The organism is Massilia consociata, from assembly GCF_042432755.1.
Lineage (GTDB): Bacteria > Pseudomonadota > Gammaproteobacteria > Burkholderiales > Burkholderiaceae_D > Telluria > Telluria consociata.
In genome coordinates, this window is record NZ_JBHLWP010000013.1 from 670295 (window position 1) to 695542 (window position 25248).

Genomic DNA, 25248 nt, shown 5'->3' on the forward strand with positions numbered 1-25248 from the left:
ACGACATGACCCCGACTTCCCTTTCCACATCATTGCGCGCGGACCGTTCGCGCATCTGGGGCCTGGTCCTCGCCGCCGGCATGGCACTGATCGGCTGGTATCTCATCCAGCGTACGCTCGGGCTCTACCCGGGAGTCTTCGTCGACGAGTGGTATTACAGCAAGATGGCGCGCCTGGAACCGCTGTCCGAAGCCGTGCTGCCGTCCTACCTGTACCTGCTGGTGTTCAGCGCCACCAACGCCTGCGGGCCCGACTTCCTCGATTGCGTCCGGATCGGCAACGCCCTGTTCCACGTCGGCGCCGCCCCCTTCCTGTACCTGGTTGCGCGGCGCGTGGCGCCGGCGCCGCTGGCCTGCGCCGTCACCCTGCTGTCGCTGCTGGCGCCGCTGAACCTGTACACCACGTATTTCATGCCGGAGACGATGTATTTCTTCGGTTTCGCCGTCCTGGCCTGGGTTGCGCTGGCCGGCCTGGCCTGGCCGCCCTACCGGCACGCACTCGCGGCGGGCATTGTGCTTGGACTGATGAGCCTGGTGAAAGTCCATGCGGTCTTCCTGCTGCCCGCGCTATGCCTGTTCCTCGTCTACGCCAGCTGGTGGCGCGCGGCCGGGACCGCCGGCCCCGCCGGCGCCCCCTGGCTTGCCCCTGGCCTGGGCGCCGCGCTGCTTGCCGCAGCAAGCGCCGCGGCAGTGAAAGTGGTGCTCGGCTACCTGCTGGCCGGGGAAGCCGGCGTCACGCTGTTCGGCGCCTTCTACCAGGGCGGCGCCGACTCGGCCTCCCGCCACACCTTGCTGTCGCGACTGCTGCCGGTGTGGATCAGCGCGCGTGGCCATGCCATGGCGCTGAGCGTGATGCTGGCCTTCCCGCTGGCCGCGCTGCTGGCCGCCCTGCCGCGGCGCGCGACCCACCGTGAAGCCAATCCGCTTGGCCCCCTGTGCGTGTTCACGGGACTGGCCTTCGGCTCGGCGCTCGGCCTGGCCGTGCTGTACACCGCCTCGATCGCCTCGGACGGGCCGAACGAAGGCCTGCGCCTGCACTCGCGCTACTATACCTTTGCCATTCCGCTGCTCCTGATCGTCGGCGCTGCGGCAACCCGCACGCTGCCCGGACGGCGCGCCGTATTGCAGGCCGTCATTGTCCTGGCGCTGGGCGCACTGCTGGCGGCCGCCTGGTTCTGGCTGCCTGAATATGACGTGCGCCTTACCGACAGCCCGGAGTTCACGGCGCTGGTGTACCACCCTATTCCGGTTGCGACCCTGTTCGCCGTGCACGCGCTGCTGCTGGTGCTGTGGCTGCGCCACCGCCGTGCGGCCGCATGGGGCTTCCTTGTCCTTGTACTGCCGCTGGCGCTACTCATTGCGGACGGGCAGGTGCGCGCTTATCTGGCACAGCTGGCGGTGGCCAGTCCGGCCGACCGCGCAGGGCTGGCCGCGCGCGACCTGATCCCGCCAGCCGATCGCAGCGCAACCATGATCGTCGCCAACGGGGCCGACCTGTTCCGCACCCAGTTCTACCTGGACCACAAGGAGATGATCCTGCTCGACCTGCCGGACGGCGCAGCGGTCGAGTCCTACCGCCTGCCCTCGCAGGCGCGCTGGCTGGTGGCCGTCGGCGGCCACGCGCTGCCGCAGGGCCTGGTCCCGGCAATCGCGAACGAAGCCTTCGCGATCGTGAAGCTGCCGCGCCAGGCGCGCACGGTCGTCGGCGAGTTTGCCTTCAATACCGCGCCGGCGCCGGGCAGGCTGATCGAGCATGCCGAAGGCCTCTCGAATGTGGAAAGCTGGGGACGCTGGTCCGAAGGCAGTCGCGTCGTACTGCATTTCTCCCGGCCACTGCCGCAGCGCCTGGTGGTCGTACTGCGTGCAGGTGCGTTCGGCGCCAATACGGGCCTGCCCTTCGTGTTGCGCGCGGGCACGGCCGAAACGCGTTTCCGCCTGGGCTGGGAACCCCGCGAAGTCGTGCTCCAGCTGGATACCGACGGTCGCCAGCAGACGCTGGTCATCGACGTGCCGGAGCCGCAGCGGCCAAGCGATCTCGAAAATTCCGTGGACACCCGCCTGCTCGGCATTTCGCTGGAGGGGCTCCGCATCGAAACCCCAGTCGAGTAATAGACGGTGGAAAATTTGACCTGCCACAAACGCGTTCCGTACTGTGTGAAATCGCGAACGGAGTGCTCACGGTACGGCGGGTAGAGTGAGCCCATGCCCGGTCCGCTTCCACGCGGCGGGCAGGTCACGGCCCACCGCCGTGCTTCTCAGGGATTCGCTCGATGGCAACGGGATCGGACAAGAACGAACACGCTAACATGCCGCAGGATGTCCAGGGCGGCGGGCAGAGCACGGGTGTGCAGGCGCAAGGGGAAGTCGAGGGCAATGCCTATTCCCCGCTCGGCAATCCCGGCGTCAAGCACTGGCAGGCCGGCTACATCGGCCGATCCGGCATCGAGGACCGCGGCAATATCTTCTTCGCCGCCGTCGAGATGACGCGCATGCCGATGGTCGTCACCGACCCCAACCAGGAAGACAATCCCATCGTCTTTGCCAACGGCGCCTTCTTCGACCTGACCGGCTACGAGGACAAGGACGTCATCGGCCACAACTGCCGTTTACTGCAGGGCCCCGACACCGACCGCGCCACCGTGGCCGAGGTCCGCAACGCGCTGCGCGAACAGCGCGCGGTGGCGGTGGACATCCTGAACTACAAGGCCGACGGCGAACCGTTCTGGAATGCCCTGTTCATCGGGCCCATCTTCGACCAGGACGGCACGCTGCTGTATTTCTTTGCCTCGCAGATGGACATCACCGAGCGCCGCAGCCTGCAGGATTCGAACCTGCAGGCCCAGAAGATGGAGGCGATCGGCCAGCTGTCGGCGGGCATGGCCCACGATTTCAACAACCTGCTGCAGGTCATCAACGGCAACCTCGAGCTGGCCCTCCTGACCAGCAAGGGCAGCCCGGCAGCAGCCGAGCCGATCCGCCGCGCCCAGCGGGCAACGATGCAAGCAGGCAAGCTTACCCAGCAGCTGCTGAGCTTTGCACGCAAGCAGCGGCTCGAGCAGAAGAACGTCAGCCTCAATGCCCTGGTGGTCGAGTTCTCCGACATGCTGGTGCGCACCCTGGGCGAGAAAGTCGAGCTGCGGCTGGACCTGAAGCCCGGCCTGCCCGCATGCACGCTCGACCCGACCTACCTCGAGATGGCCCTGCTGAACGTGGTAATCAATGCGCGCGACGCGATGCCGCAAGGGGGCGTGGTCACGGTCGGCACCGCTGTCGTCAGCTCGGCGCGGCGCAGCGCCAACAAGCTGCCGCCGGGAGACTATGTCGCCGTCTGCGTGCAGGACGAAGGCGAAGGCATGCCGCCGGACGTGATCCGGCGCGCCACCGAGCCCTTCTTCACGACCAAGGGGCTGGGCACCGGGCTCGGGCTGGCGATGGTGCACGGCTTCGTGCAGCAATCACATGGCCGGCTCGAGATCGACAGCGAAGTGGGACGCGGCACCAGGGTACGCATGATCTTCCCGGTGTCCAAGCAGGCCCGCCACGAGGACGCCGGGGTCGAGACGGCCACGCCGCCGGAGGGCCGCAAGTGCCGCATCATGGTGGTGGAAGACAACGACGACGTGCGCGAACTGGCCGAGGCCATGCTGTCGGCGGCCGACTACGACGTGGTGTCGGCGCCGAGCGGAGAACACGCTCTCGCGCTGCTGGAAACGCAGCCGGTGGACCTGCTGTTCACCGACGTGATCATGCCTGGCGGGATGAACGGCCTGCAGCTGATCGAGCAGGTGCACGCCAAGCGGCCCGACATGCCGGTGCTCGTGACCACCGGCTACATGGACGAGCTGCCGGCGCGCGGCTCGCGCGGCCAGGCGCTGGACGTGCTGGCCAAGCCCTACCACCACCAGGTCCTGCTGGACCGGGTGCATGCGGCGCTGCGTACGAAACGCGCGGCGTGACCGGTTTCGCAGGCTGGGCGAGTCTCCCGACTCGCGCAGTGGTCGTCAGTGGATGAAGCGCCGCTCGGGCCGATCCGGCGTCGTTTGAACGCGCGGGCGGCAAAGGCGCCCGCCCCACGAAAAGCTGTCAGGCGTTCGAGCGCGGGCCGCCGCCGAGCAGGAAGGCGAGCTTCTGCTTGGCCGGCTTGGCCGCCGCCGGCGCCGGCGCCACGGTTTCCTTGCGGGCGGCACTCGACGGCTCGTAGGGCTTGAGGAACCACGGGTCGACCTTCTCGCGGCGCGGCGCCGGGCTGTAGCCGGCGCTGCGCGCAGGGCGCTCGCCGCGTTCGCCCGAGCGGCCCGGCGCGCCGGTCTCGTCGCGGCGGCCGCGGCGTTCGCCGTCGCGGCCGCCTTCGCGCCCACCTTCACGATAGCCTTCGCGCGGACGTGCCGAAGGCGCCACGAAACCGGCCAGCTCGCCGCGCGGGATGGTCTGCTTGATCAGCTTTTCGATGTCGACCAGCAGGCGCTCGTCCTTGTCCGAGTACACCGACAGCGCGTCGCCCGAGGCGCCGGCGCGGCCGGTGCGGCCGATGCGGTGCACGTAGTCTTCGGCGTTGTATGGCAGGTCGAAGTTGATCACGCACGGCAGGTCCGAGATGTCGAGGCCGCGCGCGGCCACGTCGGTCGCCACCAGCACCTCGACCGAGCCCTGCTTGAAGGCCTCGAGGGCGGCCATGCGCTCCTGCTGGGTCTTGTCGCCGTGGATCGCCGAGGCCTTGATGCCCTTCTGCTCGAGGTGGCGCGACAGGCGCGAAGCGCCGATCTTGGTGTTCGAGAACACGATCACCTGCTTCAGCTTGCGCTCGCGGATGATGTGTTCGACCACGTCGCGCTTGAGCTCCTCGTCGACCTTGTAGACGATTTGCGTGACCTTGTCGGCGGTGGCGTTGCTGCGCGCCACTTCGATCAGCACCGGGCTGTTCAGGAAACTGTTGGCCAGCTTCTTGATCTCCGGCGAGAAGGTGGCCGAGAACATCAGGTTCTGGCGCTGCTTCGGCAGCAGGTTGATGATGCGTTGCAGGTCGGGCAGGAAGCCCATGTCGAGCATGCGGTCGGCTTCGTCCATGACCAGCATCTGCACCTGGCCCAGGCTGATGTTCTTCTGCTCGATGTGGTCGAGCAGGCGGCCCGGCGTGGCGATGACGATCTCGACGCCGCCCTTCAGGACGGTGGTCTGGCCCTTCATGTCCATGCCGCCGAACACGACGGTGGAACGCAGCGGCGTGTGCTTGGCGTAGGCCTTGACGTTGTCGGCCACCTGCACCGCCAGTTCGCGGGTCGGGGTCAGCACCAGGGCGCGCACCGGGTGGCGTGCCGGCGACATGCTGCTGTTGGCGTGGGCCATCAGGAGCTGGATGATCGGCAGCGAGAAGCCGGCGGTCTTGCCGGTGCCGGTCTGGGCGGCGCCCATGACGTCGCGGCCCTGCAGCACGAGCGGGATCGCCTTGGCCTGGATCGGGGTCGGGTGCTCGTAACCCTGGTCGGTCAGCGCGCGCAGGATTTCCGGCGCCAGGCCGAGGTCGGTGAAGCGCACGGTCGGCGCTTCGTCAGCGGCAATTTTTTCGACGGGTGCAGCATCGACCGGTGCAGCCTCGGCGTTCACAATCGCGTTCGCGCTCGCGACCGGTTCGGCGCTGGCTGGAGTGTTCTGGGTATCAGACATATTCTTGTTGGACAGTAAAGTACCTGGAAAAACCTGCCGTGCGTCGCACTGGCAACCGTTTTTCGGAGTACCCGGTATTTCGTTCAGCTCTACGGCGGCGCCTGCGGGCACGGGCCGGCCTGCGCGGGAAACTTCCAGATGGGACGGCGGGCCGGACACCGGACCGCATTTGCCGCGGAGGCACCGACGTTGCGGCACGCGGACGTAGAGGCACTTTAGCGGGCTACACGATACCTGAAATCCACCCCCCTGTATATAACGTCCTGTTTCGGGGGCAGTTGTTCATGGCAATGGCGAAATCGCGAGCGCGTGCATGTGGCCCGCACATCAGGGTTTCCAGCCGCGCTGCTGGGCGGCGCGCTCGGCGGTCGGGTCGAGGGTGGCGCCGACGATGCGCGCGTCGATCGCCGCCTGCACCGCGGGCGGCAGCACGCTGCCGTCGAGCCAGGCGGCGCCGGGGCGGGCCTGGGCCAGCACCGGGATCGTCCAGCGTCCGCCGGCGCGACAGGCCAGGCCGGCGGTGGTATCGACCACGAAGCTGCGGCAATAGCTGCCGTCCTTCGAGACGAAGGTGACGCCGATACGCACGCCGGTTTCGGAGGGACCGGGGCTGGCCAGTTGGCCGCCCAGTGCTTCCACCAGCTTGCCGCGCGCCACCAGCGCGCCGTCGCTGGCCATGAGCGTGACGACACCGGCATCGGGCCGCATCTGCTGCCAGCCGAGGGCGCCGCCTACCGCCCCCGCCACCAGCGCGGCCGCGACCGCCAGCCAGTGGCGCCGGGTCCAGCCGGGATCCTGCCGGGGCGGCTGCGGCGGCGGAAACGCGCGGCCGGGACGGATGGCGTCGAGGTGGACCACCTTGGCGCCTGGCGTAGGCGCGTGGCGCTGGCTGTGGCTGGCGCCGTCGTGGCCGTTGGCCGAGACGCTGAACATCCGGGAGCGGCCCAGGCCGGCATGCTCCCGGCGGTGCTGCGCGATGCGGGCGGCCAGCACCGGATCGGCGTTCATGGCCCGCTCCACCGCCGCGCGCGCCGGCTCGGCCAGCTCACCGTTGATGTACGCGATCAAGAGGTCGTCCGAGAATTTCATGGCCGCGACAGGTAAAAGGCTACGAAAATGCGCTACGAAGTGATCAAGCCGTGTTCGTCCAGGACATCGTGCAGCAGTTCGAGGCGGATCACGGGGTTGTCGAGCATGAGCATATTGTGTTTCTGCCGGTTTGGCAGCGGCAACAGTTCGCACCAGCGGTTCGCGACCCAGCCGCAGTCGTCGAGGCGGAACGGCGGCTGCACCGGCCAGCGGTGCTGGGGCACGTCGTGCAGCGAGGCCAGCACGCGGTCGAGCGCGTCGGCCGCCCCTTGCAGTTCGGACGGCACGCGCACCGTATGGTCGTCCTCGACCAGTTCGGCCTCGGCCATCCACAGCCCGTTCAGGCGCTGTTCAGCGGTCAGCACCGTGAAGCGCGAACCGCCGCGGCACATCACCTGCAGCAGGCCGGGCGTGGTGGTGGTGGTTTCGGTGACCGAGGCGATCGTGCCCGCTGCCACGAAACGCTCGGGCTCGCCGTCCGGCTGGCGCACCTCATGCCCCTGCGTGAGCAGCACCACCCCGAACGGCGTGTCGTCCGTCAGGCAGCGGCTGATCATGTCGAGGTAGCGAACCTCGAACACTTGCAGCGGCAGTACCCCGTCCGGAAACAGTACCGTGCTAAGCGGGAACAAGGGCATGGAAATCGTCGACATGATCCCATGATGACAGAATCGCAGCGGGGACGGGAGCACGATTGCGCGCGCGGGGCCGGGCCGCGCAGGCCGGCGTTCACTCCTCCGGACCGCGCAGCGGCAGCGTCCGCAACGCATGGCCGGCATTGGCGAGCCGCCAGCGCAGGCGCCCGATGCCCGGGTCCGGCGCCGCCACCACGCGCACGCGCAGCACCCCGCCCGCGAGCGCCGGGCAGGGAATGGCCTGCTCGCCGGCTTCTTCCACCGGCAGGCGGAACTCGGCGCCGGGCGCCAGTTGCACCGGGCCGAACACGAGCGGCGCGCCGGTGCGGTTGCGCACCAGCAGCACATCCTGCACGCCCAGCGTCAGGCGCACGGTGGACGGGCCCGCGGCGCCGGGCCCGATCTCCACCGGTACTTCGTGGCTGGCGCCACGCAGCGGGGCCAGCGCCCCCCATAGCAGGGCCAGGAGCAGCGCGCCCGCCAGCGCCGCCAGCGGCCAGTGCCGGCGCAGGGCCGGAGGCAGTGTCATGCAGCACAGGGCGCCGAAGCATGCGCCCAGAATGAATTCACGTGAGAATGTTGCATTGAGTCAATTTTAGGAGATAATGCTGTTGCCAAACGCGCAAAGTCGTGCGCCCCAGCACAACAAGGATGCGTATCCTACTGGTTTTCCGCGCGATTCCGATCAACCTGCCCCACGGCCCCCGCCGCGCGTACAAGAATATGCAGCAGTCCCCGCCATCCGCTTCAAGCAGCCGTATCCCCCTGCCTGGTTCCGGGCAGTTGCCGCTGCTGCTGGCGATGCTGGTGCTGCTGGTGACGCTGGTGGCGACGTATACGGCCTGGTCGAGCGCCCGCCGCACCGCCCAGGCGCAGCTGCAGGAAACTTTTGACTATCGCACGCGCGACATGGTGTACAGCATCAGCCGGCGCATGGCGGTGTACGAGCAGGTGCTGCGCGGCGCCCGCGGCTACCTGCGCGGCACGGTCGAGATCGACCGGCGCGACTGGGAGGAATACTACCGCGTGCTGCGGCTGGACCAGTCCTTCCCGGGCCTGGAGGCACTCGGCATCGCCTCCATCATCCCGCCCGGCCGGCTGGCGGCACACGAAGCGGCGGTCCGGCGCGAAGGCTTCCCCGACTATGCGGTGCAGTGGACGGGGCCCGGTCCGGCCACCAGCGCCATCACCCACATCGAGCCCTTCGGCGGGCGCAACCTGCGCGCCTTCGGTTTCGACATGTTCAGCGAACCGGTGCGCCGCGCCGCCATGGAACGCGCCCGCGATACCGGACAGGCGGCGCTGAGCGGCAAGGTGGTGCTGGTGCAGGAAGGCGCGGCGGCCCAGCAGCCCGGCGTCCTGATGTACCTGCCCGTATATCGCGCCGGCCAGTTGACCGGCACCGTCGACCAGCGCCGCGCGGCCATCGTCGGCTGGGTCTATGCGCCGTTCCGGATGAGCGATTTGATGCAGGGCCTGGGCGGCGCCCATTCGACCGATCTCGACATCGAAATCCACGATGGCGAAGCGCAAGGCGACGCCACCCTGCTCTACCGCTCGGGAGACGCTTCGGCTGCCGGCCGCGCCCGGCCCGCCCGCCTCACGGCCAGCTCCCAGATCCTGCCGGGCGGGCGCACCTGGACGGTAACGATGCGCTCCAGCCCGGCGCTGGAAGCCAGCCTCGACACCACGCGCCCGCTGCTGGTCGCGGTCACCGGCGTCAGCCTGAGCATCCTGCTCAGCTTCGTGGTCTGGCTGCTGGCCAGCGAGCGGCGCCGCGCGCTGCAGCTGGCGCAGGCGATGACACTGGAGCTGCGCCAGTCGCACGACCAGGTCGCCTCCGAGCGTCAGCGCATCGGGGTCATCCTCGAGAACGCCCCCGATGCCTTCCTCGCACTCGACAGGCAGGGCCGGATCACGGACTGGAATGCCCAGGCGACCCGGCTGTTCGGCTGGAGCGCGCACGAAGCCATCGGACGCGACGCGGCACAATTGCTGCCGGAACAGCGGCGCGCGCACTTTTGCACCGGCTTTGCCGCATTCGCCGCCGGCGGCCGCTGCGCGATGCTGGGCGCGCCGACCGAGCTCGAGGTACTGGACCGCCACGGCCGCGCCATCCCGGTCGAGCTGACCGTGGCAGGACTGCCGATCGGCGACGGGTTCGGCGCCACCGCTTTCGTGCGAGACATCACCCAGCGCAAGGAAGCGGAAGCGCGCGAGCAGCGTCGCCAGCAGCGGCTCGACGAAGCGCGCCAGGCATTGCTGCGCTCGCAGAAGCTGGAAGCGGTGGGCAAGCTGACCGGCGGCGTGGCGCATGATTTCAACAACATCCTGCATATCATCAGCGCCAACGTGCAGCTGATGCTGCGCGCCGATAATACCGACAACCCGAAGCGCAAGCGCCTGCTCAGCATCCTCGACGCGGTCGAGCGCGGCAGCAAGCTGGCCGGCCAGTTGCTGGCCTTCGCACGGCGCCAGCCGCTGCATCCCACCGTGGTCAACGTCGCCGAGCTGCTGGAACGCATGGACAGCCTGGTGCTGCGCGCCGCCGGCGACAGCATCACGGTCGAGCGCACCGCCCCGCCCGACCTGTGGCCGACCCTGGTGGATCCGAACCAGCTCGAGAACGTGCTGCTGAACCTCGTCATCAATGCGCGCGACGCGATCGGCAAGGGGACGGACGGCAATGGGCGCATCACGCTGGCGCTGGGCAACGCGACGGTCGGCGAAGGCGAAGGTGGAGAGGGAGGCGACCTGGCGCCGGGCGATTACGTCACGGTCGCCGTCACCGACACCGGACACGGCATGCCGCCGGACGTGGCCGAGCGCGCCTTCGAACCTTTCTTCACCACCAAGCCCGAAGGCAAGGGCACCGGCCTCGGCCTGTCGATGGCGCACGGCTTCGCGCGCCAGAGCGGCGGCGACATCCGCCTGGAGAGCGAGCCCGGCACAGGCACCACGGTGACGATCTATTTACCCCGCCATCTGGCAACGGCGCAGGTGACTGCAGGCCACGGGGCGGCCACGCCACACTCGTAATCGCAGCTCGTCCGAGCGACTCCTGTATAAATCGTGCGCGCAAGGCTGCGTGCTACATTGGGTAGCCCGAATTCTCTTCAGGAGCCCAGAGTGTCTGTTTCCCACAAGCAGTCCCTCCCCATTCCGGTCGAACACGGCGTGCCGCACACGAAGGCATTCGACAGCACCCTCAAGCTGCTGTCCGAGGGTTACCCCTTCTTCCAGCGCCGCTGCAACGAGCTCGGGTCCGACGTGTTCACCACCCGCCTGATGGGGCGGCGCGCGATCTGCGTGAGCGGCCCGGAAGCCGCGCGCATGTTCTGGCAGCCGGGGCGCTTCACGCGGCGCGGGGCGATTCCGCCGACCACCCTGATGCTGCTGCAGGACTTCGGCAGCGCCCAGACCCTCGACGGCGAAGACCACCGGCACCGCAAGGCGATGATGATGTCGCTGCAGACGCCGGCCGACCGCGCGCGCATGGTCACGATCGCTACCGAGGAATGGCGCGCCCGTTTCGCGCGCTGGCCCGGGCAGAAACGCGTCGTGCTGTTCGACGAGGCCGAGAGCGTGCTGTGCGCGGCGGCCTGGCGCTGGGCCGGCATCCCGGCCGCCGACATCGACCACCCGCGCCTGACCCGGGAGTTTTCGGCCATGATCGATGGCGCCGGCAATGCAATCCGGCGCACGCTGCAGGGCCTGGTGCTGCGCAGCCGCACCGAACACTGGGCCAAGAACCTGATCCAGGCGGTGCGCGGCGGCCGCACCGCACCGCCGCCGGAAAGCCCGCTGGCCGTGATCGCCCGCCACCGCGACCGCGACGAGCAGCCGCTGCCGGTCGACATCGCCGCGAATGAACTGATCAACGTCCTGCGCCCGGTGGTGGCGGTGGCGCGCTTCATCATTTTCGGCGCGCAGGCAATGCACGAGTTCCCGGAATGGCGTCCGCGCATCGCCACAGGCGACGACGCCACGCTGACCATGTTCGCGCAGGAAGTGCGGCGCTACTACCCGTTCTTCCCGGCGGTCGGGGGACGGGTGCTCAACGCCTTCGACTGGCGCGGCCTGCACTTCGACGAAGGCACCTGGGTGCTGTTCGACATGTACGGCACCAACCACGATCCGGCGATCTGGCCCGAGCCGCAGCGCTTCAAGCCCGAGCGCTTCGCCCGCTGGCAGAGCGACGCCTTCGACCTGGTGCCGCAGGGCGCAGGCGACTACCTCACCGGACACCGCTGCCCGGGCGAGGCGATGACGGTCGACCTGGTGAAATCGGCCCTGCACCTGCTGGCCTCGGAAGTGGTGTACCAGGTGCCGCGCCAGGACCTGACGATCAGCCTGTCGCGCATGCCGACCATGCCGGCGAGCCGCTTTCTCATCGACGTGGCGGCGCCGGTGCGCTGAACGGCATCGGCCGCCGCGCTACCTGCCGAGGTTCGAGAAGGGCTCTGTGCGCAGCTCTGGCCTCACGGAACGTTCATTCGTGTACTGTGGCGGCAAGCGAAGCAGCCGTTCCTTGCCGTCCGCGCTGGCTTTCAGCTCCCATTGGCAAATGCTGCGCGCCAGGCAAGCCATGAGCATGGCGTCGTTGATCTCCCGGGTCCCCAGTACCGACACCTGGGTTACCTTGCCTGCAGGAGAAACGCGCGCGCCATACAGGATGCCGGCGGCGCTCGGCATCCCTCCCTCCCGTTCGATAAACTTGTGGAAGCATCTGCCGTTCGCGCGATTGTCCTGGTTCAGCAGGCGTACGACCTGCGCAGCGGTATGGGGGTCGGCATCGAAAGGCTGCACTTTCCCGGACACGAAATCCCCCGTTGGATCCTTGGGAACGTAGCAGGTTGCGGGCTCATCCGCAAAGGCGGTGCTGGCCCATAGGGCGGCTGCAGCAAGGGCAAAGGTATAACGCATGTTATCTTGTCGGCAATCGGCAAAAGAAACCCATGCTATCAATATTTGTTTGCTTATGGGACTTTTGGGGTTCGATCATGCACTGCACATACATGACCGGATGCCCCCTCGCCAAGATGAAATTTTATTTCATGGACAGCATCGAATTGAAATATTATTTCATCACATCGATGCTGCAAGACCATATGGACGCGTGCTAGAGTGGCAGCATGAAACTGTTCTACAACGTGGCAGGTGCCTGCGCGGTGGTGCTGGGAGTACTCGGCATTTTCCTGCCGCTGCTGCCGACCACGCCTTTCCTGCTACTGGCCTCGTGGTGCTTCGCGCGCGGCTCGGAACGCCTGCACCGCTGGCTGCTGTCGCACCGTGTGTTCGGCGAGTACCTGCGTAATTTCGAAGCGGGCCACGGCATTCCACTGAAGGCGAAGATCGTCGCCACCGTGCTGTTGTGGACATCGCTCCTGGCGGCGATGTTCCGCTTCGACGGGCTTGCGGTGCCGGCCGTGCTGGCATTGACCGGGGCCTGCGTCAGCATCTACCTGTGGCGCTTCCTGCCCACGCTGCGGCTCGAACGGCGCGCCAACAAGGCTTGAGGCGCCGTCCGATGGCCAACGCGTGGCCAACGTGGCCAGGGCCGGGCCGATCAGCAGGTGCCAGCCGGCCTGTAGCGCCCCCTGTGGTCGGCCGGATAGCTCAGCAGGATCTGGTCGGTGCGCGGGCCGGGCATCCAGCTCATCTGGACTTCCCCGTCGCGTGAGGCAAACCGGTGGGGACCGACTTCTGCCAGCGCGACACGGCTCCATTTGCCGAAATCGGCGTACACGCGCTGGTCGAGGTGGATGAGCTCGAGGCGCCGGCCGTTCGACAGTGCATAGCTGCCCTCGACTTCGTTGGCGAGCTGGACGCCTGTGGCAATGAAGCCGTCGCCGCCCGCACTGCCGCGCTGGGCGGACACCGTGACCTTGCCCGTGCCGCACTGGGCGGCGGATGCCAGCGGGGCGGCGAGCAGGAACGCCGCCGCAGCAGGTAGACAGGACAGTAGACAAGACTTGCGCATGATTTCTCCTCATGAATTGATCAGAGGCAGCCGCACCACGGCGGCCGTCCTGCCAATCAGACAACGCAGGCCCGCTGGAGTGCGGGCACTGCGCCGGGTCATAAGGAGGTATTGAGCGCGATCAAAGAGGAGTAAGAACGCCTGAAAACCCGTGAGGGGCGGCGCGATGCCATGCCGCCATGGTGTGGTCAGGCGCGCCGTGTCAGCCGGCGAACAGGGTTTCCGCCACGCCCGTCACCCCGGGACGCAGCATCACCACCGCGCCGGCGTCGCCGCCGGTGCCGGGATCGATCGAGGTCACCAGCAGCACGTCGAGCGCCGGGCCGCCGAAGGCGCACATCGAGGGCTTGGCCATCGGCAGCGCGAACTCGCGGTCCAGCCTGCCTTGCGGCGTGAAGCGCTGCAGCAGGCCGCCGTCGTTGGCGCAGGTCCAGTAGCAGCCCTCGGCATCGACCGCGGCGCCGTCCGGCCTGCCCTTCTGGGCGCTCAGGTCGAGGAACACGCGCTGGTTCGACGGCAGGCCGGTCTCGACGTCGTAGTCGAAGGCCCACACGGTGCGTTTGAGCGGATGCGAATCGGACAGGTACATGGTGCGCCCGTCGGGCGACCAGGCCAGCCCGTTCTGCGTCAGCAGGCCGCTCACGACCGGGCCGTGCAATCCGCCTTCCCGGCTGTAGCGGTACAGGCCGCCGACCGCGCGCGCGGCGCCCATGTCCATGAACATGGTGCCGCTCCAGAACCGTCCCTGGCGGTCGCAGCGCCCGTCGTTGAAGCGCATGCCCTCGCCCAGTTCGGCCGCCGGCGGCGCGGCCAGGCGGGTTGCCCCGACATGGCCGTCGTCGCCCAGGGCGAGGTGGAAGATACCGGTTTCCATGCCCGCCACCAGCCCGCCGTCGCGGGCAGGGGCGATACAGGCCACCATTTCCGGCGCTTCCCACACCTGCAGCGCGCGGCTGGCATGGTCCAGGCGCCAGATGCGGCGCGCCGGAATGTCCACCCAGTACCACGCTTCCTGCCCGGCATGCCACACCGGGCATTCGCCGGTGGCGCAGTGCACGCCTTCGATACGCTCGACTTGCATGCCTGTCATCCCAGGTCGGTGATCTCGCGGTGTGCCGGCACCAGGGCCTTCATCACCAGCCAGGCGACCAGGTAGGCCAGCGCGCAGATCGAGAACATGATCAGGTAGCCGGTCTCGAGCTTGCCCAGCGCGCCGTAGTAGTCGAACAGCCAGCCGCCCAGCTTGGTGAGCAGCACGCCGCCCAGGCCGCCGGCCATGCCGCCGATGCCGACCACCGAGCCGACGCTGTGTTTCGGGAACATGTCGGAAACGGTGGTGAACAGGTTGGCCGACCAGGCCTGGTGCGCCGAGGCGCCGATGCCGATCAGGATCACCGGGATCCAGAAGCCCAGGTAGCCGAGCGGCTGCGCCAGCAGCACCACCAGCGGGAACAGGGCGATGGTGAGCATGGCGCGCATGCGGCCATGGTAGACGCTGTGACCACGGTCGATGAACCAGGTCGGGAGCCAGCCGCCGCCGATACTGCCCACCATCGTCATGCTGTACAGGACCGCCAGCGGCACGACCATCTCCGGCCCCGTGAGGCCGTACTGCGCCGACATGTACTTCGGCAGCCAGAACAGGAAGAACCACCACACGCCGTCGGTCATGAATTTGCCGAAGGCGAAGGCCCAGGTCTGGCGGTAGCCGAGCAGCTTGAACCACGAAGCCTTCGGCTTGGCCGCTGCCGCGGCCGGGTCCGCGTCCGCAGGCGCGCTGTCGCTGTTGATGTAGGCCAGTTCGCCTGCGCTGAGGCGTTTCTGGCGGTCCGGCGTGTCGTACAGCCAGATCCAGATGCCCATCCACACGAAGCCGATGGCGCCAACCGCGATGAAGGCCATCTGCCAGCCATAGTACTCGGCGATCAGGGGCACCGTCAGCGGCGCCAGGATCGCGCCGACGTTGGCGCCGGAGTTGAAGATGCCGGTGGCGAAGGAGCGCTCGCGCTTGGGGAAGTATTCGGCGGTGGCCTTGATCGCGGCCGGGAAGTTGCCCGCCTCGCCGATCGCCAGCACCGCGCGGCCGACCATGAAGCCCACGATCGAGACCGGCACCGCAGCCAGGCCGAGGGTGGTGAACACGCTGTTGACGGCATTGCCGATACCGATCGCGTAGGCGTGCGCGATGGCGCCGATCGACCATACGACGATCGCCAGGACGAAGGCGCGCTTGGTGCCCATGCGGTCGATCACGCGGCCGGCAAACAGCATCGAGATGGCGTAGACGAACTGGAAGACCGCCGTGATGTTGGCGTAATCGGTGTTCGACCAGCCGAATTCTTTGGTAAGCAGCGGCGCCAGCAGGCTCAGGACCTGGCGGTCGAGGTAGTTGATGGTGGTGGCGAAGAACAGCAGGGCACAGATGGTCCAGCGATACTTGCCTACCGTCGAAGCGAGTTGCGGGGCTTGCCCTGCGCCTTGCTTGGCATTTGCACTCATGACTTGCTGATTCATGGGATCAGTTCTTTTCAAACGAAACAGCCGGCGTCTCCTCCGGCTGGTGCTTCAATCGGTCAAAAGGGGCGCAAAGTCGAACCTTGCGCCCCCTGATTACTAAGCGACCTTCAGGTCACCGTCCAGCACACGCGCAAGGCGCAGTGGATTGTCGTCCCGAAGTGCCTGCGGCAGCAAGCCCTGGGGCACGTTCTGGTAGCACACCGGCCGCAGGAAGCGGTCGATGGCCGTGGCGCCCACCGAGGTGGTGCGGCTGTCGCTGGTGGCTGGGAACGGGCCGCCGTGGACCATCGCATGCGACACTTCGACGCCGGTCGGGAATCCGTTGAACAGCACACGGCCCGCCTTGCGCTCCAGGACCGGCAGCAGCTTCGCAGCCAGTGCATGGTCGGCCGGCTTGACGTGCACGGTCGCGGTCAGCTGGCCATGCAGCTGTTCGGCCGCTTGCAGCATCTGCTCTTCGCTGTCGAAACGGACCACCAGCGCGGCCGGGCCGAAGATTTCGTCCTGCAGCTCCGGGTTGCCGATGAAGTCCTCAGCCTCGACCTCGTAAAGCGCAGCCTGCGCGGCGCAGCCGATGCCTTCGGTGCCGCCCTGGGCGACCAGGCGCAGGCCCTTGGCGGCGCCGAAGCGTGCGATACCGCTGTTGTAGGCTTCATGGATGCCGGCGGTCAGCATGGTGCCGGCGCCCTTGCCTGCCAGCGCCGTGGTAGCCGCCGCAGTGAAGGCATCCAGTGCCGCGCCCTTGACCGCGAACACCAGGCCAGGGTTGGTGCAGAACTGGCCGACGCCCAGGGTCAGCGAATCGACGAAGCCATTCGCCAGGGTAGCGCCGCCCTCTTCCAGCGCAGCCGGGAGCAGGAACACCGGGTTCACGCTGCTCATCTCGGCGTAGACCGGGATCGGTTCCGGACGCGAAGCCGCGGTGCGCATCAGCGCGGTGCCGCCGCCGCGCGAACCGGTGAAGCCGACCGCCTTGATGGCCGGGTGGCTGACCAGCTGCTGGCCGATGGTACGTCCGTCGCCGAAGACCATCGAGAACACGCCTTCCGGCATCCCGCACTCGATCGCGGCGCGCTGGACGGCGCGGCCGACCAGCTCCGAGGTGCCGAGGTGGGCGCCGTGTGCCTTGACGATGACCGGGCAGCCTGCTGCCAGGGCCGAGGCGGTGTCGCCGCCCGCGACCGAGAAGGCCAGCGGGAAGTTACTGGCGCCGAACACCACGACCGGGCCGAGGCCGATCTTGGCCAGGCGCAGGTCGGGACGCGGCGGGGTGCGTTCCGGCAGCGCGCTGTCGATGGTCGCGCCCAGGAAGTTCCCGTCGCGGACCACTTTCGCGAACAGGCGCAGCTGGTTCACGGTGCGCATGCGCTCGCCTTCCAGGCGGGCTTGCGGCAAGCCGGTTTCCTGCTGGGCGCGTTCGATCAGGGTCGCGCCGATAGCCAGCACCTGCTCGGCGATCGCCTCCAGGAAGCGGGCGCGCTGTTCCAGCGGCAGGGCGCGATACTTGTCGAAGGCCACGGCCGCGAGTTCGCAGGCGCGTTCCACGTCGGCGCCCGTCGCCTGGCCGAAGGCCGGCTCGAACTCGGCGCGAGTGGATGGGTTGTAGGCTTTCACCTCGCCCGCGCTGCCGCGGACGAGCTGGCTGCCGATGATCATGTCACCAGTGATCTGCATGGCTTATACCGGGTTCTTTTGTTTCTTGATCAGTTCCAGCAGCATTTCGTCTTCTGCCGGGGTCAGGTCGGTCAGCGGCGGACGCACCGGACCGGCGCTGTGGCCGACCAGGCGAGCGCCTGCCTTGACGATGCTGACCGCGTAGCCGCCCTTGCGGTTACGGATTTCCAGGTACGGCAGGAAGAACTCGTCCAGCAGGCGGTTGGTGGTGGCGGTGTCGCCCGAAGCGGTGGCGTTGTAGAAGTCCATCGCCAGCTGCGGCACGAAGTTGAACACGGCCGACGAGTACACCGGGGTGCCCAGTGCCTTGTAAGCGCCGGCATACACTTCCGCGGTCGGCAGGCCGCCCAGGTAGCTGAAGCGGTCGCCCATCTTGCGGTAGATCGAGACCATCAGTTCGATGTCGCCGATGCCGTCCTTGAAGCCGATCAGGTTCGGGCAGCGGTCGGCCAGCTTGGCCAGCGAGTCCGCGCTCAGGCGGCAGGCAGCGCGGTTGTACACCACGACGCCGATCTTCACGGAGCGGCACACCGCTTCGACGTGGGCGATCAGGCCGTCCTGGTTCGATTCGGTCAGGTAGTGCGGCAGCAGCAGCAGGCCCTGGGCGCCCTGGCGCTCGGCTTCCTGTGCGTGGGCGATGGCGGCGCGGGTCGGGCCGCCGCAGCCTGCCAGGATCGCGACGCCGGTGCCGGCGCAGGTGTCGACCGCGGTCTTGACGATCTGGCTGTACTCTTCGCCATGCAGCGAGAAGTATTCGCCGGTGCCACCGGCGGCGAACAGCGCGGTCGCGCCGTACGGTGCCAGCCATTCCAGGCGCTTCTGGTAGCCGGCTTTGTCGAATTCGAGTTCGGCATTGAAGTCGGTGATCGGGAAGGACAGCAGGCCGTGCGACAGGACTTTTTGTAATTCGAGCGGATTCATTGCGGGTCTCCAGGACAGGGTATTGGGGGGTACAGCAAGCGTTGTGAAGCAGTTGTATGTCATCGTACAACTGAACCGATGACCCTGCAAGCAAAATCTTCGCTTTTTGTTGGAAGAGTGGCGCCGCAGGGGGCGGCGCCGGGACAGGTGTTCAGTTGATCAGGGATTCGATCCGGCGCTGCGCCTGGACGAGGCGCTCGCGGCTGTTGGAAAGATGGGTGCGCATCGCCGCACGCGCCGCCTCCGGGTCGCGCCGCTCGATGGCGCGGTAGATGTCGTCGTGCTCGCGGCTGACGCGCTCGTTGAAGTCGGCCGGCTTGTCCTGTTCGAGTTCGGCCGTGTTCAGGCGCGCGCGCGGGATGATCGTGTTGCCCAGCTGCCCCAGGATGTCGACGAAATAACGGTTGCCGGTGGATTGGGCGATGAGCAGGTGGAAGCGCTTGTCCGCCTCCGCGGCCGACCTGCCGACGGCCATCGCCTCCTGCATCTCGGCCAGCGTGTCGCCCAGCTCCCGTACCTGCTCGTCGGTGCGGCGCACCGCCGCCAGGCCCGCCGTTTCGCTCTCGACGCCGATGCGCAGTTCCAGGATCGACAGCACGTCGCGCAGGGTCAGGATGCTCTCGGCGTCGATGCCCAGGCCCGACTGCGGGCGCTCCAGCACGAAGGTGCCGATGCCGTGGCGCGTCTGCACCAGGCCGGACGCCTGCAGGTGCGAGATCGCCTCGCGCACCACGGTGCGGCTCACGCCGTGCTGCGACATCAACGTCGACTCGGTCGGCAGTTTTTCGCCCGGCTTGAGGACCCCCTGGCGGATGCTGCTGCTGATCTGCTCGACGACGCCCTGGGCGAGGTTGCGGGATTTGCGTGGCGTAGGAACCATAAGGTGAAGATGAAAGCGGAAGGATGGAAACCCCATTATAGCGTATGCACGTAGTTGTACGATGTCTTATGACATGATATCTTTGTTTTTTCACAACCGCGTCCCCACCAGGCCACGTCCAGTACGTCACGCGAAGCGTGTTTCGGCACTTGGACCGTCCAAATGGCCTGACCACTTGATAAATTGGTCAGGCCAAAATAGAATCGGGCAAACTTCCGGAGTCTGCCCATGCTGCGTTCTGCCCGCTCGATCCCCCTGCTTCTCTCCATGCTGTCCTGCGCCGCCGTTGCCGCGCCTGCCGGGCCTGCCGCCGCCCTGCCCGACCGCGTCATCCTGGTGGGCGACTCCACCATGGCCAGCACCACCGGCTACGGCGACGCCCTGTGCGCGCGCCTCACGCCGGAAACGGCCTGCCACAACCTGGCGCGCGGCGGCCGCAGTTCGGGCAGCTTCCGTGCCGAAGGCCGCTGGGACGAAGTCCAGGCACTGCTGCGCGACCGCGCGGGCTTTCGCGCCACCTACGTGCTGATCCAGTTTGGCCACAACGACCAGCCGGGCAAGCCGGGACGCTCGACCGACTTCGTCACCGAATTCCCGGCCAACATGAAGCGCTACGTGGACGAAGCGCGTGCGCTCGGCGCCGTGCCGGTGCTGGTGACGCCCCTGACCCGGCGCAGCTTCAAGAATGGCTACGTGCATAACGACCTCGCCCCCTGGGCCGGCACGGTGCGCGAGATCGCGCGCACGACGAAGACGCCGCTGGTCGACCTGAATGCCCTGTCGCTCGCCGCCGTGCAGGCCATGGGCCCGCAGGAAGCCGACAAGCTGGCCCGCAGCGGCGACAATTTCGACTACACCCACCTGGGGCCGCAAGGCGCGCAGCATTTCTCCGGCATCATGGCGCAGGAACTCGTGCGCAAGGTCCCGGCCCTGTCCGCAGCCATCCGGAGCGCACCGTGAACGCGCGCGCCACCGTCCTTGCGCTGGCGCTGGCCGGCGCGTTCGCCGACGCCTCGGCCGCCGCCGTTTCCCTCGCCGAGCGCCAGCACGCCCCTGCCGACGGCTGGGCCGCCCAGGCGGGCGGGACGCGCGGCGGCGCCCTCGCCAGGCCGGAGCATGTGTTCACGGTGCGCGACCGCGCCCAGCTGCTGGCGGCATTGGCCGCGCCGGCGCCGGCGCGCATCGTGCGCGTGGCCGCCAATATCGACATGACCGAAGGGCGGCCATTTCGCAATACCGCGGACCAGGCGCAGCGCGGCGTCGTGCGCATCCCGTCGCACACCACCCTGATCGGCGTGGCGCCGGGCGCCGGCTTCGTCAACGGCAGCCTGATCGTGGCGAACGTCGAACAGGTCATCGTCCGCAACCTCGCGATCAGCAATCCCTGCGACGTCGGCCCGGTCTGGGATCCGCACGACGGCGCCAAGGGCAACTGGAATTCCGAGTTCGACGGCATCACCGTCTCCGGCGCGCACCACGTCTGGATCGACCATAACAGCTTCACCGACGCGCCCCAGACCGACGACAAGCAGCCGGTCGAGAATGGCAAGATCAAGCAGTGCCACGACGGCGCCGTCGACATCACGCGCGGCTCCGATTACGTCAGCGTCACCTACAACCGCTTCGCCGAGCACGAAAAGAACATGCTGATCGGCGCGGGCGACGCCGCCACCGGCGACGCCGGCCGCCTGCGCGTGACCTTGCAAGGCAACCTGTTCGAACACGTCGCCGAGCGCTCGCCGCGCGTGCGCTACGGCCAGGTGCACCTGCTGAACAACTACTACGTGGGCGAGCGCAAGCGCCCGGTGTACGGGCACGGCTACAGCATCGGCGCCGCCCACGCGTCGCGCATCATCTCGGATGCCAACGCGTTCGAGGTCGCCGGGGCGACCGCCTGCAAGCAGATCGTGCGCGACCCGGCCTCCAGTCCCGGCATCTTCGCCGACAGCGGCTCGCTGTTGAACGGCAGTCCGCTGGCGGACTGCCCGTTCGCCGGCGACGCCGGCTGGCGCCCGCCCTACCGCTACACGGCGCTGCCGGCCGCGCAGGTCCCCCGCCATGTGCTCGACAATGCCGGTCCGCGCCCCCTGCGGGACGGCGATGACGGCTATGCCGAGGCGCGCATCGTGCCGGTGCCGGGCGAAACCTTCCTGCTGCGCGCGCGCCAGGACGCCGACGGCAACTGGCAGGGCGCGAGCCTGCAGCTGGCCGAGGGCGGCAAGGTGCTGGTGGTGGAGCTGCTGGAATCGCGCGGCGGTGAGATCAAGCGCATCAAGCAGGTGCGCCGCAATGCGCCGCCGCCGGGCCCGATCGTGCTGCGTTATGCGGCCGAACCGGGACCGCAAGGCCAGCTGCTGAACGTGTTCGTCGACGGGGACCGCGCCACCTGGCTGGTGGCGCCGCCGCTGCCCGCCGTGCAGCCGGTCTCCTGGGACGCCGGCGCCAACATGCTGCTCGACCTGCGCAGCGGCCCCGCCGGCGCGCCGCCCGAGCGCGTGACCGTGCACGTCGGCGCCGACCGCATCGCGCTGCAGGCCGGCGACGCCCCTGAATCCCTGCGCGTCGGCGGCGCGTCGCGCATCACGGCCAGCGCCGACGATCCGCGCATCGCCGCCGTCGAGGTGCAAGACGGCGCCCTGCGCCTGACCCCGCATGCCCCCGGCCGCACCGCCGTCACCGTGCGCAGCCTGGACGATCCATGGGCGCAAGCGATCTTCACGGTCGACGTGGGCGCGCCCTTTGCCGCGCCCGGCACCGCCTCGCTCCCCCCTTCCACCGCCGCCCACCCGGCCAACGGCGAGCGCGGCGTACCGCCGGATACGCCGCTGCGCCTCGTCTTCGCCGACGAACCGGTCCTGAGCGGCCAGGGCAGCGTGCGCGTCTACCGCAAGCGCGGCCAGGACAGGACGCTGGTCGCCGTGGTGCGCCCCGGCGAAGCCATCACCGCGCTCGGCCCGCAGGGACAGCAGCGCCTGGTGCGCCAGCACCGGATCCAGGTGACCGGCAAGGAGCTGCGCGTGAGCCTGCCGCAGGCACTGGAATACGGCCAGGAGTACGAGGCCGCGGTCGATGCCGGGCTGGTACGCACGGGCGGCGGGGCCGGTGAATTCGCCGGCGCACGCTGGTCCTTCCGCACCACGCCCTACAAGCCGGTCGGCGACAGCGTGACCGTGGACGACGACGGCCGCGCCGACTTCCGCACCGTGCAGGCCGCGCTCGACTACGTCATGTCCCAGCCGCGTGAAAAAGCGATGACCGTGAACGTGCGCGACGGCGTCTATCCGGAATTGCTGTACCTGCGCGACAAGGACAACGTGACCCTGCGCGGCCAGAGCCGCGATGCGACGATCGTCCGTGCCGCCAACAGCGATACGCGCAATCCGGGCTCGGGCACCGGGCAGCCCGACGGTTCGGCCGGCGTGCTCGGCGGGCGCTCGCTGTTCCTGGCCCAGGACCTCGACCTGCTCGAGATCCGCGACATCGCCCTGCACAACAGCACGCGCCGCAGCGACGGCCACTCGGCCCAGGCCGAGGCGATCTACTTCAACAGCGACCAGGGCCGCCTGCAGGTGCGCAACGCGCATTTCATCAGCGAACAGGACACGCTGCAGCTGAAAGGCTACGCCTGGTTCTACAAGTCGCTCATCGAAGGCAACGTGGACTTCGTCTGGGGGAATAACCGCGCGGCCCTGTTCGAGGACAGCGAGCTGCGCACGGTGGGCGACAGCGCCAACCCGAACAGCGGCGGCTACATCGTGCAGGCGCGCACCGTGGGACCGGACGAGCCGGGCTTCATTTTCCTGCGCTCGCGCCTGACGCGCGGCCCCGGCCCCCTGGGCAACCTGCCGCCGAACGGGGCCACCTATTTCGCGCGTTCGCCCGGCACCGCCAACACCTGGGACAACGTGGCCTTCATCGAATGCAGCGTCGGGCCGCACATCGCCGCCGACGCCTGGTACCGCAAGCCGGTGCCGAACCCGGCGCAGGGCGGCTTTCGCGAATACGGCAACAAGTCGGAGGATGGCCAGCCGCGCAGCTTCGGCGGCACCCGGCTCAGCAAGGAAGAGGCCGCGCGCCTGTCCAGCCGCGCGGCGGTGTTCGCGGGCCGCGGCTGGAATCCGCAGCCCTGATCGCAGGACTCCCCTGCCCTGCGCGCATAAAGGGGCACAGGACGCTTGACACGACCGTTTACAGATGTAATCATTCTTTACGATTACGTTTGTAAACGGTATGTCATGTCTAATATTCCCAAGATCAACATCAGCGACGCCGAGTCGCACGTGATGGAAGTGCTGTGGCGCGCGCCGGGTCCCATCGTGGCCGAGCAGATCGTGGTCGCCCTATCGGAAAGCCAGCACTGGCAGAGCGCCACCGTCAAGACCCTGCTCAACCGCCTGCTCAAGAAGGGCGCGATCGCCGCCGTGAAGGACGGGCGGCGCTTCCTCTACCACCCCGTGCTGGCGCGCGACGCCTGGCTCGCCCGCGAAAGCGAGAGCCTGGTGCAGCGCCTGTTCGGCGGGCGCGTCGCTCCGCTGGTCGCGCACGTCGCCGGCCGGCGCAAGCTGGCGCCGGCGGATATCCAGGAACTGCGCCAGCTGCTCGACGAACTGGACGACGCGCCGGACAAGCAGTCGCCCCATCTGCAGCAAGGCGGCCGGTGAGGCATGTTCGCCGCCGTACCCGCACCCACCTTGCCGCGTCAACAGGCCAGCGGCTCCCGCATGCGCGGCCCGACCTCCTACTGAAGGTCCAGGCACGCATCCTGTGGCGGTGTTGCACTACTGTTGACATATAATTGGTTGGTCCACTTGCAACATTACCTGGACCAAACTAAGATTCTATCCTTTTGGCATCGCCACCAACTATCCAGGACCTGCCCGCAATGAAGAAAACCGCTGCGCTGAACGACACCAGCGTCAATGAGCCGAGGCTCTACCGGGTGGTATCGGCCAAGATCGAGGAGCTGATCCGCGCCGAGAACATCCGGCCCGGCGAGCGCCTGCCGGCCGAGCGCGAGCTGGCCACCAAGCTCGGCGTCAGCCGCACCTCGCTGCGCGAAGCCCTGATCGCGCTCGAGCTGGGCGGCACGATCGAGGTGCGCGGCGGCTCGGGGGTGTATGTCAGCGAGCAGGCCAAGCCGCAGGCCGAGGTGCCGACGGCCGGCCCCGGCCCCTTCGAAGTGCTGGCGGCGCGCCGCTTGATCGAGGTCGAGGTGGCCGCGCTGGCCGCGAAGCACGCCAGCGACTCGGCCATCGACGCCATCTTGCGCGCGGTGGAGGAGATGGAGCAGCACCACGAAGACCGCAGCGGCAACGAGTCGGCCGACCGCAACTTCCACCTGGCGATCGCGCGCGCCACCGGCAACAGCGCGATGGTGGGCGTGATCGAATACCTGTGGAGCCAGCGCGGCTCGCTCTGGCACAAGCTGAAGGAGCACTTCCAGACCGAGGAACTGCGCCAGCAGACCCTGATCGACCACCGCAACATCTTCGCCGCCATCGCTTCGCACGATGTGGCCGGCGCGCGCACCGCCATGCGCGCCCACCTCGACCGCGTCACCCGCACCTTCTCGCGCGGCTGATCCGATGCAACCGGGGCCGGCGCCAGCCGGCTTCCCGGCCGTTTCCGCCCCATCCACGGGCGCTTCCCTCCCGTTCGCTCCGGTCATGAGCGGATCTCATTACCAGTCGGCCTCATTCATTTCCCCTGCTCATTAATATATTGCGAAAGTGGCACAGCCGCTTTTGTCAATCTGTACAGGCCACAAAATAACTGGCACGTCCAGATTGCGAAACTGGTCAGACCAAAGTAGAATCGCCAACATACCAATCAACTGCTGGGAAGCTTTTTCATCGCCGGTGCACTCCAGGCACGGCTTCTACCGGCGAC

At 68.1% G+C, this 25248-nt stretch carries 20 protein-coding genes; 9 read left to right on the forward strand and 11 right to left on the reverse strand.

Translation table 11 applies throughout. From position 1 onward, the window contains the following. The first annotated feature begins 5 nt into the window (after positions 1 to 5). Complete coding sequence (locus ACFFJK_RS16250) at positions 6 to 2108, forward strand: DUF7024 domain-containing protein (RefSeq protein ID WP_379680488.1); 2103 nt, start codon at positions 6 to 8, stop codon at positions 2106 to 2108. A 161-nt stretch (positions 2109 to 2269) separates the two neighbouring features. After that, positions 2270 to 3955, forward strand: a complete 1686-nt coding sequence (locus ACFFJK_RS16255) for a response regulator (protein WP_379680490.1) — start codon at positions 2270 to 2272, stop codon at positions 3953 to 3955. A 127-nt stretch (positions 3956 to 4082) separates the two neighbouring features. Here the strand turns inward: ACFFJK_RS16255 and ACFFJK_RS16260 are convergent, their stop codons facing one another. From ACFFJK_RS16260 to ACFFJK_RS16275, 4 genes are all read right to left on the reverse strand, one after another. After that, positions 4083 to 5660: a DEAD/DEAH box helicase gene (locus ACFFJK_RS16260; RefSeq protein ID WP_379680492.1), complete on the reverse strand. Its 1578-nt coding sequence runs from the start codon at positions 5658 to 5660 to the stop codon at positions 4083 to 4085. Between the two features lie 327 nt (positions 5661 to 5987). After that, positions 5988 to 6749: an anti-sigma factor family protein gene (locus ACFFJK_RS16265; RefSeq protein WP_379680493.1), complete on the reverse strand. Its 762-nt coding sequence runs from the start codon at positions 6747 to 6749 to the stop codon at positions 5988 to 5990. Between the two features lie 32 nt (positions 6750 to 6781). Further along, a complete protein-coding gene (locus ACFFJK_RS16270) occupies positions 6782 to 7402 on the reverse strand; it encodes an LON peptidase substrate-binding domain-containing protein (protein WP_379680494.1) in 621 nt (206 codons plus the stop codon). A gap of 76 nt (positions 7403 to 7478) precedes the next feature. Beyond that, positions 7479 to 7913, reverse strand: coding sequence for a hypothetical protein (locus ACFFJK_RS16275; protein ID WP_379680496.1), 435 nt, complete (start codon positions 7911 to 7913; stop codon positions 7479 to 7481). Between the two features lie 194 nt (positions 7914 to 8107). Here ACFFJK_RS16275 and ACFFJK_RS16280 point away from each other — a divergent pair, with 194 nt between their 5' ends. Then, complete coding sequence (locus tag ACFFJK_RS16280; RefSeq protein ID WP_379680498.1) at positions 8108 to 10423, forward strand: CHASE domain-containing protein; 2316 nt, start codon at positions 8108 to 8110, stop codon at positions 10421 to 10423. Positions 10424 to 10513: 90 nt separating this feature from the next. Then, positions 10514 to 11803, forward strand: a complete 1290-nt coding sequence (locus ACFFJK_RS16285; protein WP_379680500.1) for a cytochrome P450 — start codon at positions 10514 to 10516, stop codon at positions 11801 to 11803. 18 nt (positions 11804 to 11821) lie between these two features. Here ACFFJK_RS16285 and ACFFJK_RS16290 read toward each other — a convergent pair whose 3' ends face one another. After that, positions 11822 to 12310: a hypothetical protein gene (locus ACFFJK_RS16290; protein ID WP_379680501.1), complete on the reverse strand. Its 489-nt coding sequence runs from the start codon at positions 12308 to 12310 to the stop codon at positions 11822 to 11824. A gap of 209 nt (positions 12311 to 12519) precedes the next feature. Between ACFFJK_RS16290 and ACFFJK_RS16295 the strand changes: the two genes are divergently transcribed. Further along, entirely contained in the window at positions 12520 to 12903 is a 384-nt protein-coding gene (locus ACFFJK_RS16295) for a YbaN family protein (RefSeq protein WP_379680503.1), read from the forward strand. A 50-nt stretch (positions 12904 to 12953) separates the two neighbouring features. Here the strand turns inward: ACFFJK_RS16295 and ACFFJK_RS16300 are convergent, their stop codons facing one another. From ACFFJK_RS16300 to ACFFJK_RS16325, 6 genes are all read right to left on the reverse strand, one after another. Further along, positions 12954 to 13367, reverse strand: a complete 414-nt coding sequence (locus ACFFJK_RS16300; protein ID WP_379680505.1) for a hypothetical protein — start codon at positions 13365 to 13367, stop codon at positions 12954 to 12956. Between the two features lie 202 nt (positions 13368 to 13569). Then, a complete protein-coding gene (locus ACFFJK_RS16305; protein ID WP_379680507.1) occupies positions 13570 to 14448 on the reverse strand; it encodes an SMP-30/gluconolactonase/LRE family protein in 879 nt (292 codons plus the stop codon). Between the two features lie 5 nt (positions 14449 to 14453). Next, positions 14454 to 15881 (reverse strand): MFS transporter, encoded by a 1428-nt coding sequence (locus tag ACFFJK_RS16310; protein WP_379680509.1) that lies wholly within the window; start codon positions 15879 to 15881, stop codon positions 14454 to 14456. A gap of 99 nt (positions 15882 to 15980) precedes the next feature. Continuing rightward, positions 15981 to 17558 carry an aldehyde dehydrogenase (NADP(+)) gene (locus ACFFJK_RS16315; RefSeq protein ID WP_379680511.1) on the reverse strand — a complete coding sequence of 526 codons (1578 nt, stop codon included), beginning with the start codon at positions 17556 to 17558 and terminating at the stop codon, positions 15981 to 15983. A gap of 3 nt (positions 17559 to 17561) precedes the next feature. After that, positions 17562 to 18479, reverse strand: coding sequence for a 5-dehydro-4-deoxyglucarate dehydratase (gene kdgD / locus ACFFJK_RS16320; RefSeq protein ID WP_379680512.1), 918 nt, complete (start codon positions 18477 to 18479; stop codon positions 17562 to 17564). A gap of 151 nt (positions 18480 to 18630) precedes the next feature. Continuing rightward, positions 18631 to 19359 carry a FadR/GntR family transcriptional regulator gene (locus ACFFJK_RS16325; protein WP_379680513.1) on the reverse strand — a complete coding sequence of 243 codons (729 nt, stop codon included), beginning with the start codon at positions 19357 to 19359 and terminating at the stop codon, positions 18631 to 18633. A gap of 228 nt (positions 19360 to 19587) precedes the next feature. Between ACFFJK_RS16325 and ACFFJK_RS16330 the strand changes: the two genes are divergently transcribed. The 4 genes from ACFFJK_RS16330 (at position 19588) to ACFFJK_RS16345 (ending at position 24940) form a co-directional block, all read left to right on the forward strand. Next, the gene (locus ACFFJK_RS16330) at positions 19588 to 20319 is read left to right on the forward strand and encodes a rhamnogalacturonan acetylesterase (RefSeq protein WP_379680515.1); all 732 of its coding nucleotides are present in this window, start codon (positions 19588 to 19590) and stop codon (positions 20317 to 20319) included. Beyond that, on the forward strand, positions 20316 to 23489 hold the full coding sequence (locus ACFFJK_RS16335; RefSeq protein WP_379680517.1) for a pectinesterase family protein: 3174 nt from the start codon (positions 20316 to 20318) through the stop codon (positions 23487 to 23489). The genes ACFFJK_RS16330 and ACFFJK_RS16335 overlap by 4 nt, the downstream gene beginning before the upstream one ends. A gap of 105 nt (positions 23490 to 23594) precedes the next feature. After that, positions 23595 to 24020 (forward strand): BlaI/MecI/CopY family transcriptional regulator, encoded by a 426-nt coding sequence (locus ACFFJK_RS16340; RefSeq protein WP_379680518.1) that lies wholly within the window; start codon positions 23595 to 23597, stop codon positions 24018 to 24020. Between the two features lie 221 nt (positions 24021 to 24241). Continuing rightward, positions 24242 to 24940, forward strand: coding sequence for a FadR/GntR family transcriptional regulator (locus tag ACFFJK_RS16345; RefSeq protein ID WP_379680519.1), 699 nt, complete (start codon positions 24242 to 24244; stop codon positions 24938 to 24940). The last annotated feature ends 308 nt before the right edge of the window (positions 24941 to 25248 follow it).

Bases quoted from the DNA above. Each gene is read 5' to 3' on its own strand.
- ACFFJK_RS16250 (WP_379680488.1), top strand. From the start codon at position 6: ATGACCCCGACTTCCCTTTCCACATCATTGCGCGCGGACCGTTCGCGC.
- ACFFJK_RS16255 (WP_379680490.1), top strand. From the start codon at position 2,270: ATGGCAACGGGATCGGACAAGAACGAACACGCTAACATGCCGCAGGAT.
- ACFFJK_RS16260 (WP_379680492.1), bottom strand. From the start codon at position 5,660: ATGTCTGATACCCAGAACACTCCAGCCAGCGCCGAACCGGTCGCGAGC.
- ACFFJK_RS16265 (WP_379680493.1), bottom strand. From the start codon at position 6,749: ATGAAATTCTCGGACGACCTCTTGATCGCGTACATCAACGGTGAGCTG.
- ACFFJK_RS16270 (WP_379680494.1), bottom strand. From the start codon at position 7,402: ATGTCGACGATTTCCATGCCCTTGTTCCCGCTTAGCACGGTACTGTTT.
- ACFFJK_RS16275 (WP_379680496.1), bottom strand. From the start codon at position 7,913: ATGACACTGCCTCCGGCCCTGCGCCGGCACTGGCCGCTGGCGGCGCTG.
- ACFFJK_RS16280 (WP_379680498.1), top strand. From the start codon at position 8,108: ATGCAGCAGTCCCCGCCATCCGCTTCAAGCAGCCGTATCCCCCTGCCT.
- ACFFJK_RS16290 (WP_379680501.1), bottom strand. From the start codon at position 12,310: ATGCGTTATACCTTTGCCCTTGCTGCAGCCGCCCTATGGGCCAGCACC.
- ACFFJK_RS16295 (WP_379680503.1), top strand. From the start codon at position 12,520: ATGAAACTGTTCTACAACGTGGCAGGTGCCTGCGCGGTGGTGCTGGGA.
- ACFFJK_RS16300 (WP_379680505.1), bottom strand. From the start codon at position 13,367: ATGCGCAAGTCTTGTCTACTGTCCTGTCTACCTGCTGCGGCGGCGTTC.
- ACFFJK_RS16305 (WP_379680507.1), bottom strand. From the start codon at position 14,448: ATGCAAGTCGAGCGTATCGAAGGCGTGCACTGCGCCACCGGCGAATGC.
- ACFFJK_RS16310 (WP_379680509.1), bottom strand. From the start codon at position 15,881: ATGAATCAGCAAGTCATGAGTGCAAATGCCAAGCAAGGCGCAGGGCAA.
- ACFFJK_RS16315 (WP_379680511.1), bottom strand. From the start codon at position 17,558: ATGCAGATCACTGGTGACATGATCATCGGCAGCCAGCTCGTCCGCGGC.
- kdgD (WP_379680512.1), bottom strand. From the start codon at position 18,479: ATGAATCCGCTCGAATTACAAAAAGTCCTGTCGCACGGCCTGCTGTCC.
- ACFFJK_RS16325 (WP_379680513.1), bottom strand. From the start codon at position 19,359: ATGGTTCCTACGCCACGCAAATCCCGCAACCTCGCCCAGGGCGTCGTC.
- ACFFJK_RS16330 (WP_379680515.1), top strand. From the start codon at position 19,588: ATGCTGCGTTCTGCCCGCTCGATCCCCCTGCTTCTCTCCATGCTGTCC.
- ACFFJK_RS16340 (WP_379680518.1), top strand. From the start codon at position 23,595: ATGTCTAATATTCCCAAGATCAACATCAGCGACGCCGAGTCGCACGTG.
- ACFFJK_RS16345 (WP_379680519.1), top strand. From the start codon at position 24,242: ATGAAGAAAACCGCTGCGCTGAACGACACCAGCGTCAATGAGCCGAGG.